Annotated in this window: 15 protein-coding genes; 9 read left to right on the top strand and 6 right to left on the bottom strand. The window is 72.4% G+C overall.

Going from position 1 to position 15,989, the window contains the following annotated elements:
- Window positions 1–138 precede the first annotated feature (138 nt).
- Window positions 139–1,110: an aldo/keto reductase gene (locus ACQ393_RS01680; RefSeq protein ID WP_430645079.1), complete on the top strand. Its 972-nt coding sequence runs from the start codon at window positions 139–141 to the stop codon at window positions 1,108–1,110.
- 4 nt (window positions 1,111–1,114) lie between these two features.
- On the opposite strand, the gene ACQ393_RS01685 is transcribed toward ACQ393_RS01680, so the two are convergent.
- The gene (locus ACQ393_RS01685) at window positions 1,115–1,837 is read right to left on the bottom strand and encodes a FadR/GntR family transcriptional regulator (RefSeq protein ID WP_430645080.1); all 723 of its coding nucleotides are present in this window, start codon (window positions 1,835–1,837) and stop codon (window positions 1,115–1,117) included.
- 65 nt (window positions 1,838–1,902) lie between these two features.
- Between ACQ393_RS01685 and ACQ393_RS01690 the strand changes: the two genes are divergently transcribed.
- From ACQ393_RS01690 to ACQ393_RS01705, 4 genes are read left to right on the top strand one after another with little or no spacing between them, the layout of a single operon-like run.
- Window positions 1,903–2,769 carry an amidohydrolase family protein gene (locus ACQ393_RS01690; protein ID WP_430645081.1) on the top strand — a complete coding sequence of 289 codons (867 nt, stop codon included), beginning with the start codon at window positions 1,903–1,905 and terminating at the stop codon, window positions 2,767–2,769.
- Window positions 2,766–3,620, top strand: a complete 855-nt coding sequence (locus ACQ393_RS01695) for a fumarylacetoacetate hydrolase family protein (protein WP_430645082.1) — start codon at window positions 2,766–2,768, stop codon at window positions 3,618–3,620. The genes ACQ393_RS01690 and ACQ393_RS01695 overlap by 4 nt, the downstream gene beginning before the upstream one ends.
- The gene (locus ACQ393_RS01700) at window positions 3,617–4,384 is read left to right on the top strand and encodes an SDR family NAD(P)-dependent oxidoreductase (RefSeq protein WP_430645083.1); all 768 of its coding nucleotides are present in this window, start codon (window positions 3,617–3,619) and stop codon (window positions 4,382–4,384) included. The genes ACQ393_RS01695 and ACQ393_RS01700 overlap by 4 nt, the downstream gene beginning before the upstream one ends.
- The gene (locus ACQ393_RS01705) at window positions 4,381–4,758 is read left to right on the top strand and encodes an L-rhamnose mutarotase (RefSeq protein WP_430645084.1); all 378 of its coding nucleotides are present in this window, start codon (window positions 4,381–4,383) and stop codon (window positions 4,756–4,758) included. The genes ACQ393_RS01700 and ACQ393_RS01705 overlap by 4 nt, the downstream gene beginning before the upstream one ends.
- Window positions 4,759–4,830: 72 nt before the next feature.
- On the opposite strand, the gene ACQ393_RS01710 is transcribed toward ACQ393_RS01705, so the two are convergent.
- Together ACQ393_RS01710 and ACQ393_RS01715 are read right to left on the bottom strand one after the other, a co-directional pair.
- The gene (locus tag ACQ393_RS01710) at window positions 4,831–5,973 is read right to left on the bottom strand and encodes a trypsin-like serine peptidase (RefSeq protein WP_430645085.1); all 1,143 of its coding nucleotides are present in this window, start codon (window positions 5,971–5,973) and stop codon (window positions 4,831–4,833) included.
- 203 nt (window positions 5,974–6,176) lie between these two features.
- The gene (locus ACQ393_RS01715) at window positions 6,177–7,088 is read right to left on the bottom strand and encodes a LysR family transcriptional regulator (protein ID WP_430645086.1); all 912 of its coding nucleotides are present in this window, start codon (window positions 7,086–7,088) and stop codon (window positions 6,177–6,179) included.
- A gap of 94 nt (window positions 7,089–7,182) precedes the next feature.
- On the opposite strand from ACQ393_RS01715, the gene ACQ393_RS01720 reads away from it, so the two are divergent.
- Both ACQ393_RS01720 and ACQ393_RS01725 read left to right on the top strand, forming a co-directional pair.
- Window positions 7,183–8,211 carry an MBL fold metallo-hydrolase gene (locus ACQ393_RS01720; RefSeq protein ID WP_430645087.1) on the top strand — a complete coding sequence of 343 codons (1,029 nt, stop codon included), beginning with the start codon at window positions 7,183–7,185 and terminating at the stop codon, window positions 8,209–8,211.
- Between the two features lie 25 nt (window positions 8,212–8,236).
- Window positions 8,237–9,598, top strand: a complete 1,362-nt coding sequence (locus ACQ393_RS01725) for an MFS transporter (RefSeq protein WP_430645088.1) — start codon at window positions 8,237–8,239, stop codon at window positions 9,596–9,598.
- A 92-nt stretch (window positions 9,599–9,690) separates the two neighbouring features.
- On the opposite strand, the gene ACQ393_RS01730 is transcribed toward ACQ393_RS01725, so the two are convergent.
- The 3 genes from ACQ393_RS01730 to ACQ393_RS01740 form a co-directional block, all read right to left on the bottom strand.
- Window positions 9,691–10,716, bottom strand: a complete 1,026-nt coding sequence (locus ACQ393_RS01730; RefSeq protein WP_430645089.1) for a CNNM domain-containing protein — start codon at window positions 10,714–10,716, stop codon at window positions 9,691–9,693.
- Complete coding sequence (locus ACQ393_RS01735) at window positions 10,713–12,074, bottom strand: hemolysin family protein (RefSeq protein WP_430645090.1); 1,362 nt, start codon at window positions 12,072–12,074, stop codon at window positions 10,713–10,715. The genes ACQ393_RS01730 and ACQ393_RS01735 overlap by 4 nt, the downstream gene beginning before the upstream one ends.
- Before the next feature lie 154 nt (window positions 12,075–12,228).
- Complete coding sequence (locus ACQ393_RS01740; protein WP_430645091.1) at window positions 12,229–14,247, bottom strand: acyl-CoA dehydrogenase family protein; 2,019 nt, start codon at window positions 14,245–14,247, stop codon at window positions 12,229–12,231.
- 186 nt (window positions 14,248–14,433) lie between these two features.
- On the opposite strand from ACQ393_RS01740, the gene ACQ393_RS01745 reads away from it, so the two are divergent.
- Window positions 14,434–15,024: a carboxymuconolactone decarboxylase family protein gene (locus tag ACQ393_RS01745; protein ID WP_430645092.1), complete on the top strand. Its 591-nt coding sequence runs from the start codon at window positions 14,434–14,436 to the stop codon at window positions 15,022–15,024.
- Window positions 15,025–15,034: 10 nt separating this feature from the next.
- Window positions 15,035–15,988 carry an RNA polymerase sigma-70 factor gene (locus tag ACQ393_RS01750; RefSeq protein ID WP_430645093.1) on the top strand — a complete coding sequence of 318 codons (954 nt, stop codon included), beginning with the start codon at window positions 15,035–15,037 and terminating at the stop codon, window positions 15,986–15,988.
- Window position 15,989 lies beyond the last annotated feature (1 nt).

Below are 15,989 nucleotides of genomic sequence, written 5' to 3' on the forward strand. Positions count from 1 at the left end.
GCGGATGTCCGTGGTTCGACGCGCCTCGATTGAGGAGACCTTTGCGCCGTGCTGCCGTCCATTCTGACAGAGAAATGGAATCCGCGCGCGAAATCATCTAACCTTTACGGAGTCTTGTCGTCCCATGGAGGTCCCTCGATGTTGAGTCGCACCCTGCGGTCCGGCGCTGCCCTCACCGAACTCGGCTTCGGCGCCGCGCAGCTCGGCAACCTGTACCGTCCGACGGGCGACGACGAGGCGCGGGCGGCCGTCGATGCGGCCTGGGATGCCGGCATCCGCTATTTCGACACGGCGCCCCACTACGGCCTGGGCCTCTCGGAGCGACGCCTCGGCGAGGCGCTCCGCGATCGGCCGCGCGAGGAGTTCGTGCTCTCCACGAAGGTCGGACGACTGCTCGTGCCGAGCGGGTACCCCGAGGGCACGATGGATGACGGCGGCTTCGCCGTCCCCGCGACGCTCCGCCGCGAATGGGACTTCAGCCGCGACGGCGTCCGGCGCTCGGTCGAGGAGAGCCTCGAGCGGCTCGGACTCGACCGCATCGACATCGCCTACCTGCACGACCCCGACGATCACGGCCCGCAGGCGCACGCCGAGGCGATCCCGGCGCTCATCGAGCTCCGCGACGAGGGCGTCGTCGGCGCCGTCGGCGCCGGCATGAACCAGTCGGCGATGCCCGCCGAGTTCGTCGCCCGCCACGACGTCGACGTCATCATGCTCGCCGGGCGCTACACGCTCCTCGAGCAGGGTGCGCTCGACGACCTGATGCCCCTCGCCGCCGAGCGCGGCGTCGGCATCGTCGCCGCGGCCGTCTACAACTCGGGCCTGCTCTCCAGGCCCCGCCCGGCCGCCGACGCCACGTACGACTACGGCCCCGCCCCGGCCGGGGTGATCGCGCGCGCGAACGCCATCGCCGACGTCTGCGAGGAGTTCGGCCTGACGCTGCCCGAGGCCGCCGTGGCCTTCCCACTGCGGCATCCGGCCGTCGTCTCGGTCGTGGTGGGCCTGCGCACCGCCGACCAGGTCGCCGGCACGGTCGCCCGGTACGGCGCCGAGATCCCCGAGGCGTTCTGGCGGGCGCTCTCCGACCGGGGGCTCGTGCGCGATGCCTGAGACGTCAGTCGGCGTCGTCGACGGGCTGCTCGTCGACGTGCCGCTCGGTGTAGTCCTCGACGCCGAGCACGTGCACGCTCATGCGGATGCGCGCCCGGTCCGGGTCGTGCGCCTCGAGCGCGTCGAGGATGGCGCGGTGCTCTCGCTGGGTGTCGTGCACCGCGCCGCGCTGGTGGATGGCACGCCACAGCCGTGCGCGCGCCGTGCGGCCGACGAGCGCGTCGATGAGCGCCGCGAACGCGGGGTTTCCGCTCGCGTTGGCGATGACGCGGTGGAACTCGGTGTCGACGTCGATCGTCGCCTCGAGGTCGATGTCGCCGTCGCCGCCCGCCAGGATCGCCTCGCCGCGCTCGAGGATGCGACGCGCCTCTGCGAGCTCGTCGTCGCTGATCCGGAGCGCCGCGTGCGCCGCGGCCTCGGGCTCGAGCACGCGTCGCACGCCGAGCAGGTGGACGGCGTTCTCGGGGCTCTGGAGTTCGGCGAGCATGCCGAGCGGTTCGAGCAGCTGGCCCGGCTCGAGCGAGGTCACGTAGGTGCCGTCGCCCTGCCGGGTCTCGAGCACGCCGAGCACGACCAGCGCGCGGACGCCCTCGCGGAGCGGCCCGCGCGAGACGCCGAGCCGCGCCCCGAGTTCGCGCTCGACCGGCAGTCGCGAGCCCGCGACGAGCTCGCCGCTCGTGATCATCTGGCGGATTCCGTCGATGACGACGTTCGAACGCGATCCCATGGGCACAGCATAGGTGCTGTGCGCGAAGTCATCAGACCTTTCAGCACGACCCGCGAGGAGGCGGCATGAGCGGCATCATCGACACCCACCAGCACGTGTGGGACCTCGAACGAGCGAGCTACTCCTGGCTCACCCCCGAGGCCGGCGTGCTCTACCGGTCGATCGGCATGGACGAGGTGCTCCCGGCCTTCGCCGCGACCGGCGTGACCGGGACCGTGCTCGTGCAGTCGGCCGACAACGACGAGGACACCGACCTCATGTTCGACGTCGCCGCGAGCGAACCGCTCGTCGTCGGCGTCGTCGGCTACGTGCCCCTGCACGAGCCGGAGCGCGCGGCCGAGCGGCTCGAGGAGCTGCGCCGCCGGCCGCTGTTCCGCGGCATCCGCAACCTCATCCACGACCGTCCCGACCCGCGCTGGCTGCTCCGCGACGACGTCGATGCCGGGCTCGGCGTGCTCGAGGCCGCCGGCGTCCCGTTCGACGTCGTCGGCGTGCTGCCCGAGCACCTCGAGGCGGTGCTCCAGGTCTCCGAGAAGCACCCGGACCTGGACCTCGTGCTCGACCACCTGAACAAGCCGCCGATCGGCGCCGACGACCACGAGCCGTGGGCGTCGCTCATCGCCGAGGTCGCCCGCAACCCGCGCGTGCACGCGAAGGTCTCCGGCCTCTACTCGGCGGTCGGCGACCCGGGCGACTGGAACGTCGAGACCGTCCGCCCCGTCTTCGACCACGCGCTCGACGTCTTCGGGCCCGACCGGCTCATGTACGGCGGCGACTGGCCGGTCTCGCTCATCGCGGGCGGCTACGAGCGCGTGTTCGCGGGGATCGCGGCGCTCGTCGACGGACTCGACGCCGACGACCGCGACCGCATCCTCTCCGGCACCGCACGCCGGTTCTACTCGCTCCCCGACACGGAAGGCACCACCCGATGACCGACAGCTTCACCCTCGCCCGACTCGGCGCCCCCGGCGCCGAGGTCCCCGTCGTGCGCATCGGCGACCGCGTGCTCGATGCGCGCGCCGTCACCGCCGACTACGACGGCGCGTTCTTCGCCGACGGCGGGGTCGCCCGAATCCGCGAGGCGCTCGACGCACTGCCCGAGTTCGACGGCGACGCGACCCGCGTCGGTGCGCCGATCGCCCGCCCCGGCAAGATCGTCTGCATCGGCCTGAACTACCGCGACCACGCCGAGGAGACCGGCGCGGCCCTCCCGGCTGAGCCCGTGATCTTCATGAAGGATCCGTACACGCTCGTCGGCCCGAACGACGACGTGCTGATTCCGCGCAACTCGACGAAGACAGACTGGGAGGTCGAGCTCGGGGTCGTCATCGGGTCCACGGCGCGCTACCTCGACTCGCCCGACGACGCGCTGGCCCACGTCGCCGGCTACGCCGTCTCGCACGACGTGTCCGAGCGCGAGTTCCAGCTCGAGCGCGGCGGCCAGTGGGACAAGGGCAAGAGCTGCGAGACCTTCAACCCGTTCGGCCCCGACCTCGTGCCGGCCGAGCAGGTGACCGACCCGCAGCAGCTCGGCCTGCGCCTCTGGGTCAACGGCGAGCTCCGCCAGGACGGCTCGACCGCGAACATGCTCTTCTCCGTCGCGCACGTCATCTGGTACCTGAGCCAGTTCATGGTGCTCCAGCCCGGCGACGTCATCAACACCGGCACCCCGGCGGGCGTCGCGCTCGGCCTGCCCGGCACGCCGTACCTCCGCGACGGCGACACGGTCGAGCTCGAGATCGACGGCCTCGGCCGCGCCGGCCAGAAGCTGGTGCAGGCATGACCGCCGCGGAGTTCGACGGCCTCGTCGCCGTCGTCACCGGCGGAGCGTCGGGCATCGGCCTGGCCGCCGCGCAGGAGCTCGCCGCGCGCGGTGCGCGGGTCGCCGTGCTCGACCGGAACGTCGACGGCCTGGCCGAGCCCCTCGTCGGGTTCGCCGCGGACGTCACCGACCGCGCATCCCTGGACGAGGCCGTCGCCGCGATCGCCGAGCGACTCGGGGGCATCGACATCGTCGTGAACAACGCGGGCATCAGCGCGGTCGGCACCGTCGAGGACAACGACGACGCCGAGTGGGCGCGCGTGCTCGACGTCAACGTGACCGGCATGGCCCGCGTCACCGCGGCGGCGCTGCCGTGGCTGCGGCGCTCGGAGGCGGCATCCGTCGTCAACCTCTGCTCGATCGCGGCGCTCAACGGCCTGCCGCAACGGGCGCTGTACTCGGCGTCGAAGGGCGCCGTGCTCGGGCTCACCTACGCGATGGCGACCGACCACGTCGGCGACGGCATCCGCGTGAACTGCGTGAGCCCCGGCACCGTGTCGACGCCGTTCGTCGAGCGGATGCTGCAGGGCTTCGCCGACCCGGTCGCCGAACGTGCAGCCCTCGACGCGCGCCAGGCGACCGGCCGCATGGTCACGCCCGAGGAGGTCGCGGGCGCGATCGCATACCTCGCGAGCCCGCGTTCGGGCTCGACGACGGGCACGGCACTCGAGGTCGACGGCGGCGTCACGCACGTCCGCGCGCGTGCGGCCGGAGCCCGCGCATGACCGGCGAGCAGGCGATCACGGGCCCGACCCGCGGCACCGGCGTCACCCGCGTGCGCCGTCTCGCCTCGGTGATCGGCCTGCCCGCCGAGCACCGCGACGAGTACGAGCGCCTGCACGCCGATGTCTGGCCGAAGGTGCTCGAGCGGCTGACGCGCAGCAACATCCGCAACTACTCGATCTACCGCCACGGCGAGGTGCTCTTCGCCTACATGGAGTACGTCGGCGACGACCTCGAGGCCGACATGGCGGCGATCGCGGCCGACCCGACGACGCAGGAGTGGTGGTCGGTGTGCGAACCGCTCCAGCGGCCGTTCGCCGAGCGCGCGGAGGGCGAGTGGTGGATGGAGCTCCCGGAGATCTTCCACCTCGACTGATCGTCGGGCGGGACGGATGCCGCGGGGCCGACGCCCCGCGGCATCCGCTCGGTTCATCAGGCGCGTCGCGACTCAGGCGGGCCAGTTGCTCCGGGCCCACGCGACGAGCGAGTTGAGCGCGCCGCCGCCGGCGCCGACGTTGGTGTCCTCGATCGTCCACCACAGGAAGGTGGTCTTCGAGCCGCCGCTGTGCGTCGCGATGGCGTAGGGCAGGCCGCTCCAGAACCCGAACGCCGGCCCGCCGGAGTTGCCGGGCGACGAGTCGGCCTCGTACTCGACCTCCTCGGCCGACCCGCTGCCGTCGTCGTCGAGCACCGGCCACCACATCTGCCGCGACGGACGGTTGCCGCCGGCCACCGCGCCGGGGTACCCGGCGAGCGTCCAGTAGTTGCCGCCCTCCCAGGCGCTGTTGTAGTCCTTCGTGCCGAAGTAGCCGTAGTTCACCCCGAGCGGCGTGTAGAGCCGCAGCACCGCCATGTCCCAGGCCGACACCTTCTCATCGGTGTCGTATCCGTAGTAGTCGGACACGTACGAGCTCACCCCGCGGCCGAGCGTCGAGACCCCGTCGTAGTACGCCGGCACGAACTGCATCGCCCAGTTGCCCGATCCCCAGGGGCACACGTGCCCGGCGGTGAGCACGGTCCGGTCGCCGATGAGGACGCCCGACCCGGACCAGGCCGGGTACGGCGAGCCCCAGTCGTCCCACACGTAGATCTTGCCCACGCACGTCCACGGATAGCCGCCGGGGTAGTACACCTGCCGGTCGTCGGCGCCGAAGACGCCGTAGTGCGGCTCGATGATCTGCCCGTTCAGCCGTCGGAGCACGGTGGTCCGCGCCGCGGCCACTTTCGCGTGCGGTTCGTAGTCGACCCACGCGGGGCGGGATGCCGCGAGCTCGCCGGCGTCGTCGAGCTCGCGCTTCGCCGCCCTGCCGACCTCGTCGACGGACAGCCGACCCGACGTGCGGCCGGGCATCACGAGTCCGGTGCCCTCCGGCAGCTTCAGCTGCCATCGGTCGCCGTCGTACGGCACCGCCTCGACCGACCTGAAGTCGAACTTCTCCCGAGTGGTGATCGAGAGCGTGCGTCCCTCGACGTGGGTCGCGAGCTCCTCGGGCATGCGCTCGGCGCTGCGCTCGTTCTCGAGCCGCACGAACTCGTCCGGGCCGATCGGCGGCTCAGGGGCGAGGGCGTTCGCTGATGTGCGTTCTTCCATGGGTCCCACCTCCGGGCATCCGGGGTCTCTCTCCGGATGCAGGCGAGGACGGCTCCTCGTCGGCGGCGCGCCGCGGGGCCATCTGGGTCCGCGACGTCGTCGCGGAACCGCCCTTCCGGGGGCAGGGTCTCGCCGCGGGGCGCTCGCGTCGTCAGGGGCGGCCCTCGGTGCGATTCAGGGCGGTCACGGACGGGTGGGCGGCGCTACCCCAGCGCGTCCTGCATCCCCGGCTCGCCGAGCAATGCGACGAGCGCGTCGAGCCGCGCGGTGCGGCGCTGCCCGTGCGGCATCGCGAGCACCACGTCGTTCGGCGCGACGGCGTCGCGGACGCGGACGTACGCGACGTGCCGCCCGTCGAAGCTCTGCGTGCCGCGGGGTCGGCCGCTGAAGACCGAGTATCCGAGGCCGCGCGCGACCATCGCGCGCACGGTCTCCGGATTGGCGAACGCCCAGCCGGGCTGCGGCACCACGCCGGCCTCCTCGATGAGCGTCTCGATCACGCCGCGCGACCCGGCAGGCTGCACGAGGATCAGTCGTTCGTCGGCCAGGTCGGCCAGGGCGACGTCCTCAGCCTGCGCCAGTGGATGGCCCTCCGGCAGCACGGCGTACGGCGCGAGCGAACGGATCGTCCGCGCCTCCACGCCGGGCGCCAACTGCCGGCGGTAGAGCAGGGCGGCATCCGCGGCGCCCTCTCGGACGAGCTCCTGCACGTCGCTCGCGAGTCCGTCGACCAGGTCGAGCTCGACGCGCGGATGCCGCTCGCCGAACGCCTCCGCGAGCGGCGGCAGGACCCGCGGCGAGAGCGCGAACGTGCAGGCGACCCGGAGCGGGCCGGCCACCTCGTCCTGCTCGGCGCCCGCGAGCCGGCCCAGCTCATCGAGGTCGTCGAGGATGCGCCGCGCGACCGGCAGCATCCGCTCGCCGCTGCGGGTGAGCACCGCGCCCTTCGCCGGGCGCCGCACGAGCAGCTGGAGGTCGAGCGCGCGCTCCATCTCGGCGATGCCGGTCGAGACGGCGGCCTGCGAGGCGAGGCACCGCTCGGCGGCGGCGCTCAGCGTGCCGAGGTCGGCCGCGGCGACGAAGTACTCCAGCTGTCGCACCGAAACGCCATTCATCGATTCTCCTGAGGAAGATGTTTGAAAACCTCCGCTGTACAGAACAATACGCTCCGTCGACGATGGATTCATCAGGCACGTCGAAGGAGACCGCATGACCGACACCGAGCACCGCATCGTCACCCTGGGCACGGCCGGGGGGCCCCGGTGGTGGAACCCGATCGACGCGCACTCGCGGTTCGGCATCTCGACGGCCGTCGCCGTCGGCGACCGGGTCTACCTCGTCGACGCCGGTCTCGGCGCGGGTCGCCAGTTCGCCCGCGCCGGGTTCCGCATGGACCAGCTCGGGGGCGTCTTCCTCACCCACCTGCACTCCGACCACACGACCGACCTGTCGAACCTCGCGCTCTTCGGCATGTTCGGGCTGATCGGCGACGGAGCCCCGATCCCGATCATCGGGCCCGGGAATCGCGGCGCCCTTCCGCCCGTGTCGCCGCGTGCGGCCGTCGCACCGCGCCCCGTCGCCCCGCACCTGCCCACCCCCGGCACGGCCGACCTCTTCCGGCTGCTCATGGAGGCGCAGGCCACCGACCTCAACGACCGGGTCCTCGACGCGCTGCGACCGTCGCCGATGGACCTGTTCGACGCGCGCGACATCGCGATCCCGGCCGGCATCGGGTACCACCCGAACCACGCACCGACGCCCGACATGGACCCGTTCCGGGTCTTCGAAGACGATCGGGTCCGCGTGGACGCGATCCTCGTGCAGCATCCGCCGATCGCTCCGGCCTTCGCGTTCCGGTTCACGACCGACGAGGGCTCGGTGGCGATCTCCGGCGACACCGCGCCGTGCGCGAACACCGTGCGCCTCGCGGAGGGCGTCGACCTGCTGCTCCACGAGGCGATCAGCTTCGAGTGGGTCGCCGAGGCCTACGGGTCGCGCGACGACGAGACGTCGCGCGCCTCGATCGACCACCACCGCAGGTCGCACACCAGCGTCGAGGAGGCGATCGCCCTGGCCCGGGAGGCCGGCGCCCGCCGACTCGCCCTGCACCACCTCGTCCCCGGGCACCTGCCCACGGACGCCTGGCTCCGCGCCGCCGCCGGCGCGGACCTCGAGGTCCTCGTTCCCGACGACCTCGACCGCATCTCCTTCGCACGGCAGCACGCGCTCGCCGTCTGACACACTGAGACGAGAGAGGTCGATGATGACCCACGCAACCCGCACCGCACCGCTCGAGTCCTCGGCGCCGACCACGGCCGCCGACGGCACGCAGCTGTCCATGACCACGAAGGACATGCGACGCGTCATCGCGTCGAGCTTCATGGGCAGCATGATCGAGTTCTACGACTTCATCCTCTACGCGACGGCGGCCAGCCTCGTGTTCGGCCAGGTCTTCTTCGCCGGCCTCGGCCCCGCATTCGCCACCTTCGCGTCCTTCGCGACGTTCGCCGTCGGCTACCTCGCCCGCCCGCTCGGCGGCATCGTCTTCGGGCACTTCGGCGACACCCGGGGCCGCAAGGTCGTGCTGATCCTGACGATGCTCCTCATGGGCATCGCGTCCACGATCATGGGCCTGCTGCCGCCGACGGAGTCGGTCGGCATCATCGCGCCGATCCTGCTGGTGCTGCTGCGGATCATCCAGGGCGTCTCGGTCGGCGGCGAGTGGGGCGGCGCCATCCTCGTCGCGCTCGAACACGCCCCGAAGCAGCACCGCGGACTCGCGGCGAGCTTCGCCAACGCGGGCGGACCGGTCGGTGCGGTGCTCGCGACGCTCATGCTCAGCCTCTTCTCGATGCTGCCGGAAGACCAGTTCCTGACCTGGGGATGGCGCGTGCCGTTCCTGTTCAGCATCGCGCTCGTCGCCGTCGGCCTCGTCATCCGCCTGCGCGTCGCCGAGACCCCGATGTTCCAGCAGCTCGAGCAGATCGGCGCCCGCAAGCGCGTGCCGATCCTCGACGTGCTGCGCAACCACTGGCGCGCGGTCGTCATCGCGTTCGTGGCGGTGCTCTCGTTCACGACGTCGCAGGGCCTGATGACGGTCTGCGGCGTGTCCGAGGCGGTCGGCGCCGGCGCCGACCCCACCGGCGTGCTCAACTGGAAGGCGACCGCCGCGGTGGTGACCGTGGTCGTCTCGATCCTGGCGGCGAAGGCGAGCGACCGGCTCGGCCGCCGGACCATGATCGTCGCCGGCTGCGTGCTCGGCATCGTGCTCGCACTGCCGATCATCACGCTGCTGCAGACCGGCACCGTGTGGGGCTTCGCGATCGCGATCATCCTCGGCAACGGGCTCGTCCAGGGCATGGTCTACGGGCCGATCGCCGCCTTCGTGGCCGAGCAGTTCCCGACCGCGCTGCGGTTCTCCGGGGCATCCGCCGCCTACCAGTCGGCCTCGACGGTGGGTGCCGGCTTCTCGCCGCTCATCGCGACGAGCCTCGTGATCGCGTTCGGTGCGACGTGGCCGGTGGCCCTCTTCTGGATGGTCGTGCTCGCCGCGAGCGCCGGCGCCGTGCTGCTCACGAAGGAGAGCAAGGACGTCGACATCCACGCGAAGCGCGGGGAAGGCTGATCAGAACGATCGGAGGCGCCCGGTTCGACCCGAGCCGGGCGCTGCCGCGCGCGGAGCGGGACTTCGGAGCGGCCGGCAGGTCGACTCCCGCGTCATCGGTTCTCCGGCAGCTCCCCGGCGACCGGCAGCACGCGCTGGATCACGTCGGTCAACGTGACGATGCCGAGCAGTTCGCCGCTCCGTTCGACGACGGCGAGCTGCACCTGCTCCTCGCGCATGCGACCGAGGAGCTCGTAGGCGGGGGTCGCAGCGTCGACGCGGAACGCGTCGCGGGCGAAGGCCGCTGCACCCTCGCCGTCGTCGGCCAGCAGCGTGTCGCGAACGTGCACGACGCGGGTCATCCGTCCCGTGCCGTCGTCGAGCAGGATGCGGAGGTGCCCCGAGGCGAGCGCCGCCTCGCGGACCTCGGCCACCGTGGCATCCGCGCGCGCCGCAGCCGGCGACGCGTCGGCCGTCGTGATCCGGTCGACCGTGAGCTCCTGCAGCGCGATCACCTCGGTGATCTGGGCGCGCAGCTCGGGCTCGAGCACCCCGGCCTCCGTCGAGTACTCGACGAGGTTGCGGATGGTGTCCGCGTCGCGTCCGCCGACGGCGGCGCGATCGACGGGCTCGACGCCGGTGCGTGCCACCAGGGCGTTCGCGACCCGATTCACCCAGAGCAGGAACGGACGGAAGATGCGGACGAAGCCTCGCGAGGGCAGGCCGATGATCCTGGCCGCGGTCTCGGGGTGCGCGATCGCCCACGACTTCGGCGCCATCTCGCCGACCACGAGATGGAGGAACGTGACGATGACGAGGGCCAGGGCGAACGCGGCGCCGCCTGCGAGCCACGACGGCAACCCCCATGAGGCGAACACCGGACCGAGCCACTCGTCGACGGCGGGTTTCGTGACGGCGCCGAGCGCGAACGTCGACGCCGTGATGCCGAGCTGCGCTCCGGCGAGCATGATGGTCAGCTCGTTCATGCCGCGCAGCGCCGCCCGCGCGGAGGCGCTGCCTGCGGCGTCCTGCTCCAGCCGGTGTCGGCGGGCGCCGATGAGCGCGAACTCGATGACGACGAAGAACGCGCTGAGCACGATGAGGCCGACGGTGACCGGGACGACGATCCACGGGTTCATCGCTCGCCCCCCGGCTCGATGAGCGAGACCCTCACGACGGATGGAACGTGCCGCTCGATCTGCGCGGCCTCGATCCGCAGTCGCGCCGCCTCCGCCCCGCCCTCGACGAGGTCGGCTCCGCTCAGGGGCAGCTCCACCTCGACCGCGTCACCACGCTGGGGCAGCCCCCGGAGCTCCGCGATGAGGAGGCCCGCGATCGTCTCGTAGTCGCCGCGCGGCACGTCGCGGCCGATGGTGCGTGCGACCTCGTCGAGGTGCACGTCGCCGTCCATCGTCCACACGCCGTCGACGTCGAGCGCCACGCCGGCGGTGGATTCGACGTCGTGCTCATCGGCGATCTCCCCGACGAGTTCCTCGGCGAGGTCCTCGATCGTGACGACGCCGCTGAAGCCGCCGTACTCGTCGATCACGCAGGCGAGCTCGTTCCGGGTGGCGGTCAGCGCGTCGAGTGCGTCGGGGAGCGGCATGAGCGTCGGCACGACGAGCGGGGGGCGCATGATCTCGGCGACGGGGCGACGATCGTCGGGCCCGGTGCGCATGACGTCGGCGAGGTGCACGACGCCGATGGGCTCCTCCCGTTCGCCGATGACGGGGTAGCGGGTGTGGCCGCTCGCCATGCGCGTGCGAAGGTCGGCGATCGCGGTGTCGGGATCGACGACGTCGACGCGCACGCGCGGCACCATGGCGTGCTCGACGTCGCGTCGCGGGAAGTCGAGGATGCGGTCGAGGAGGATCGAGAGCTCCTCGGGAAGGTCGCCGCTCGCGCGGGAGTCGTCGATGATGTGCTCGAGGTCCTCGGCGGTGGCGCTCGAGTCGACGTCGTGCACGGGCTCGACGCGCAGCAGCCGGAGGACGGCGTTCGACGCCGCGTCGAACAGCGTGATGAGCCAGCCGAACGCCCCGAGGTAGACCTGCGTCGACCGAGCGAGCCCGCGAGCCAGGGGCTCGGGGTTCGCGATCGCGAGGTTCTTGGGGAACAGCTCGCCGAAGATCATCTGCGCCACGGTGGCGAGCACGAGCGCGAGCACCGTGCCGATCGAGACGCCCACGGCGGGCGGCACGCCGACGCCGCCGAGGAGCGCGCCGAGCGACTCCCCGATGAACGGCTCGGCGACGTAGCCGGCCAGGAGGCCCGTCACGGTGATGCCGAGCTGCGCGCCCGACAGCATGAAGGAGGTGCGGCGGGTCACCGCGAGGGCGCGCTCCGCGGCCGCGTCGCCCTGCTCGGCACGCGCGCGGAGGCGCGCGCGATCGACGGACATGTACGCGAACTCCTGCGCCACGAAGTAGCCGTTCGCGGCGATGATCGCCGCAGTCAGGACGATTCCGATGAGGAGGAGCAGCAGTGCCGCGGTCATGATCGCGCCTCGGTGGGCATGCCGGGGCGCGCGGGACCGCGGCGGGGACCATCGACGGGGTTGGGCACGGTGTGCTCGACGCCTCCAGGGCTCGGTGGACTCGTTCGAGCGTATCGACCGCCGCTCGGAATCGGCTGTGGCGCCTCGGCGAGCGTCAGGCCTCGGAGGCGATCGTCGACCCGATCACCCGCCGGTGAACGTTCCCCATCGCGTCGGCCGGGATCGCCTCGGTGATCCAGGGGCCGGTGCCCTCGCTCGGGTCGAGGATGCCCTCCTCGAGCCACGCGTAGTCGCCGGCGAGCACGTGGGAGGCGAGGCGCTCGTCCGTGGCATCCGTGTTCGCCCAGAGCTCGTGGAGCAGGCGCTCGGTGCGGTGGCGGGACTGCTCGGCGAAGGTGCGCGCGAGCTGCCGCGCCGACCTGCCGCGGGCGGGCGTGTCGGCCGCGATCATCTGCGCGCGCACGCACGCGGCGGAGACGGCGAACAGCTCGGCGCCGACGTCGACCACGCGGCCGAGGAAGCCCTGCCGGCGTTCGAGGCCGCCCTGCCAGCGCGCCATGCCCGCGAACGTCGCGCGGGCGAGCTTGCGGCTGGTGCGCTCGACGTACCGCAGGTGCGCCGCGAGCGGACCGAACTCGGCGTAGGAGGTCGGCAGGTCGCCGGCTCCGGCGATGAGCTTCGGGAGCCAGCGAGCGTAGAACCCGCCGGCGGATGCCGCGGCCCTGACCTTCGCGGCGAGCTCGAGCTCCGGGTCGATGAGGTCCCCTGCGGCGGTGAGGTGCGCGTCGACCGCCTCACGCGCGATGAGCAGCCGCATGATCTCGGTCGAGCCCTCGAAGATCCGGTTGATGCGGAGGTCGCGCAGCAACTGCTCGGCGCCGACGGCGCGCTCGCCGCGGGCCTGCAGCGACGCGGCCGTCTCGAAGCCGCGGCCGCCGCGGATCTGGACCAGCTCGTCGGCGATGCGCCATCCCATCTCGGACGCCCAGAGCTTGGCGAGCGCGGCCTCGATGCGGATGTCCTTGCGGTCCTCGTCGGCGAGGACGCCCGTCAGGTCGACGACCGCCTCGAGTGCGAACGTCGTCGCCGCGATGAACGCGACCTCGTGCGCGACCGCGGCGTGCTCGCCCACCGGGCGACCCCACTGCACGCGCGCCGACGACCACTCGCGCGCGATCTTGAGGCTCCACTTGCCGGCGCCCGCGCAGATCGCGGGGATGGCGAGCCGGCCGGCGTTCAGCGTCGTGAGCGCGATCTTCAGGCCCTGGCCCTCCTGGCCGACGAGGTTCTCCGCCGGGACGCGGACCCCCTTCAGCGAGGTGAGCCCGTTCTCGAGGCCGCGGAGGCCCATGAACGCGTTCCGTCGGTGCACGGTGATGCCCGGGGCATCCGCTTCGACGATGAACGCGGTGATGCCGCCGCGGTGACCGGCCGCCTGCTCCTCGGGCGAGCGGGGGACGCGCGCCATCACGACGAGGAGCTCGGCGACGACGCCGTTCGTGGTCCAGAGCTTCGTGCCGTCGAGGACGTACTCCGAGCCGTCCTCGCTCGGGATCGCCGTCGCCTGGAGGCGGGCCGGGTCGGAACCGACCTCGGGTTCGGTGAGGAGGAACGCGCTGACCGCGCCCGCCGCGCAGCGCGGCAGCCAGCGCCGCTTCTGCTCCTCGGTGCCGGCGAGCATGAGCGGCTCGGGCACGCCGACCGACTGGTGCGCCGAGAGCAGCGCGCCGATGCCGGCGTTCACCGACCCGATCATCACGAGCGCGCGGTTGTAGAAGAACTGCCCGAGGCCGAGCCCGCCGTACTCCACCGGGATCTTCATGCCGAACGCGCCGAGGTCGGCGAGGCCCTGGAAGACCTCGTCGGGAATGCGGGCCTCGCGTTCGATCGCGGCGACGTCGACCGTGCGGAGGAACGCCTCGAGGTCGGCGAGGAACGCCTCGCCGCGCCGCCGACGGTCGGCGTCGGGGCGCGGATGCGGGCTGATGAGCGACAGGTCGAATGCTCCGAGGTACAGACCCTTGGCGAAGCTCGGCTTCCGCCACTCCTGTTCGCGGGCGGCCTCCGCGACCGCGCGCGACTCCTGCTCGCCGATCTCGGAGACGGGCGGCGCGGCGGTCCCGGCCGATGCGCGGGAGACGGTGGATTCGGCGGACTCTCGGGTGGCGCTCACGCGAACCTCCTCGTTCTGGCACCAACGTACGCCGGGGGGTTCGGCGTCGGCCAGCCCTTGCGTCGCGCGGGTCGGCCGGTCTGCGCAGCCGGGGCGGATGCCGCAGCCGCGGGCGGATGTCACAACCCCGACGCCGCCGGTGTCTCCATGTCGAACGCATCCGAACCCCGGACCTCGGAGGAGACCATGAGCAGCACCGCACGCATCCCCGCCGCCGACGTCGACGGCATGATGGGTGCCGTCGTGAAGGCCGCGAGCCGCAGGATGACCGGCCAGGTGCCCGACTCGCTCGGCATCCTGTGGCACCACCGCCGCGTGATGATGGACCTGATGGGCATCGGCCGGAAGTCCGAGAAGTGGGACGCCCTCGACCCGCAGCTCAGCACGTTCGCACGGATGGCGACCGCCGCCTACGTCGGGTGCGGGTTCTGCCTCGACCTGCACTACTTCCGGGCGCACACGCACGGACTCGACGAGGCGAAGGCGCGCGAGGTTCCGCGGTGGCGCGAGTCCTCCGTGTTCTCACCGCTCGAACGGCGCGTCATGGAGTACGCCGAGGCGGTGTGCCAGGATCCGCCCGCCGTCACCGACGAGCTCTCGGACGCGCTGCTCGCCGAACTGGGGCCGGCGGCGCTGCTCGAACTCGCCGCGAAGGTCTCGCTGATGGACGCGACGGCACGCATGAACCTGGCGCTCGGCATCCGCTCGGCCGAGTTCGCGGATGCCTGCGGCCTCCCGCCGCTCGCGACCCGCTCGGCCGTCGGCGGAGCGGCGTAGGGTGTCGCGCATGGACGAGCACGCCGACGACGGCGTCGCGGGCGGGGGCGGCCTCGGCGGCGCCGGCGGCGCCGCGAGTGCGGGCCCGGGCGACGTCGATCCGTTCGTCGAGCACCGCAACCTGCTGTTCACCGTCTCGTACGAGCTCCTGGGCTCGGCGGCCGATGCGGAGGACGTGCTGCAGGAGTCGTGGCTGCGCTGGGCCGAGGTCGACCGCTCGGAGGTGCGCGACCCGCGCGCGTACCTCGTGCGCGTCGTGACCCGGCAGTCGCTGAACCACCTGCGCACGCTGTCGCGGCGGCGCGAGGACTACGTGGGGGAGTGGCTGCCCGAGCCGTTGCTCACGAGCCCGGATGTCGCGGACGACGTCGAGCTCGCCGAGTCGCTCTCGATCGCGACGCTCACGGTGCTCGAGACGCTCGGGCCCGCGGAGCGGGCGGTGTTCGTGCTGCGCGAGGTGTTCGACCTCGGGTACGACGAGATCGCCGAGGCCGTGGGCAAGACGCCGGCCGCGGTGCGGCAGATCGCGCACCGGGCGAAGGAGCACGTCGCGGCGAGGCGTCCGCGCATGCAGGTCGAGCCCACCGAGCAGGAGCGGGTCGTCGAGCGGCTCTTGATCGCGTTCAACACGGGCGACGTGCAGGGCCTCATGGACGTGCTCGCACCCGATGTCGTCTCGATCGGCGACGGCGGCGGCAAGGTCAAGGGCGCCGCCCGCCACCCGATCCGCGGCGCACGCAAGCTCGTGTCGTACCTCATGGGCGCGATCGAGAAGTGGGGCTTCCACCCGGTCGCCACGATGATCTGGATCAACGGCGCGCCCGCGCTGCGGGTCGAGGTCGACGGCGAACTGGCCGGCGTGATCAGCGCGACGGTCGACGGCGGCCGGGTGACGCACCTCTACTCGGTCGCGAACCCCGACAAGCTCGCGCGGCTCGACGAGGAGGCGGCGCTCGCCAGGTGAG

Origin of the sequence: Agromyces sp. GXS1127 (assembly GCF_050565425.1) — a bacterium.
In the GTDB taxonomy this organism is placed as follows: domain Bacteria; phylum Actinomycetota; class Actinomycetes; order Actinomycetales; family Microbacteriaceae; genus Agromyces.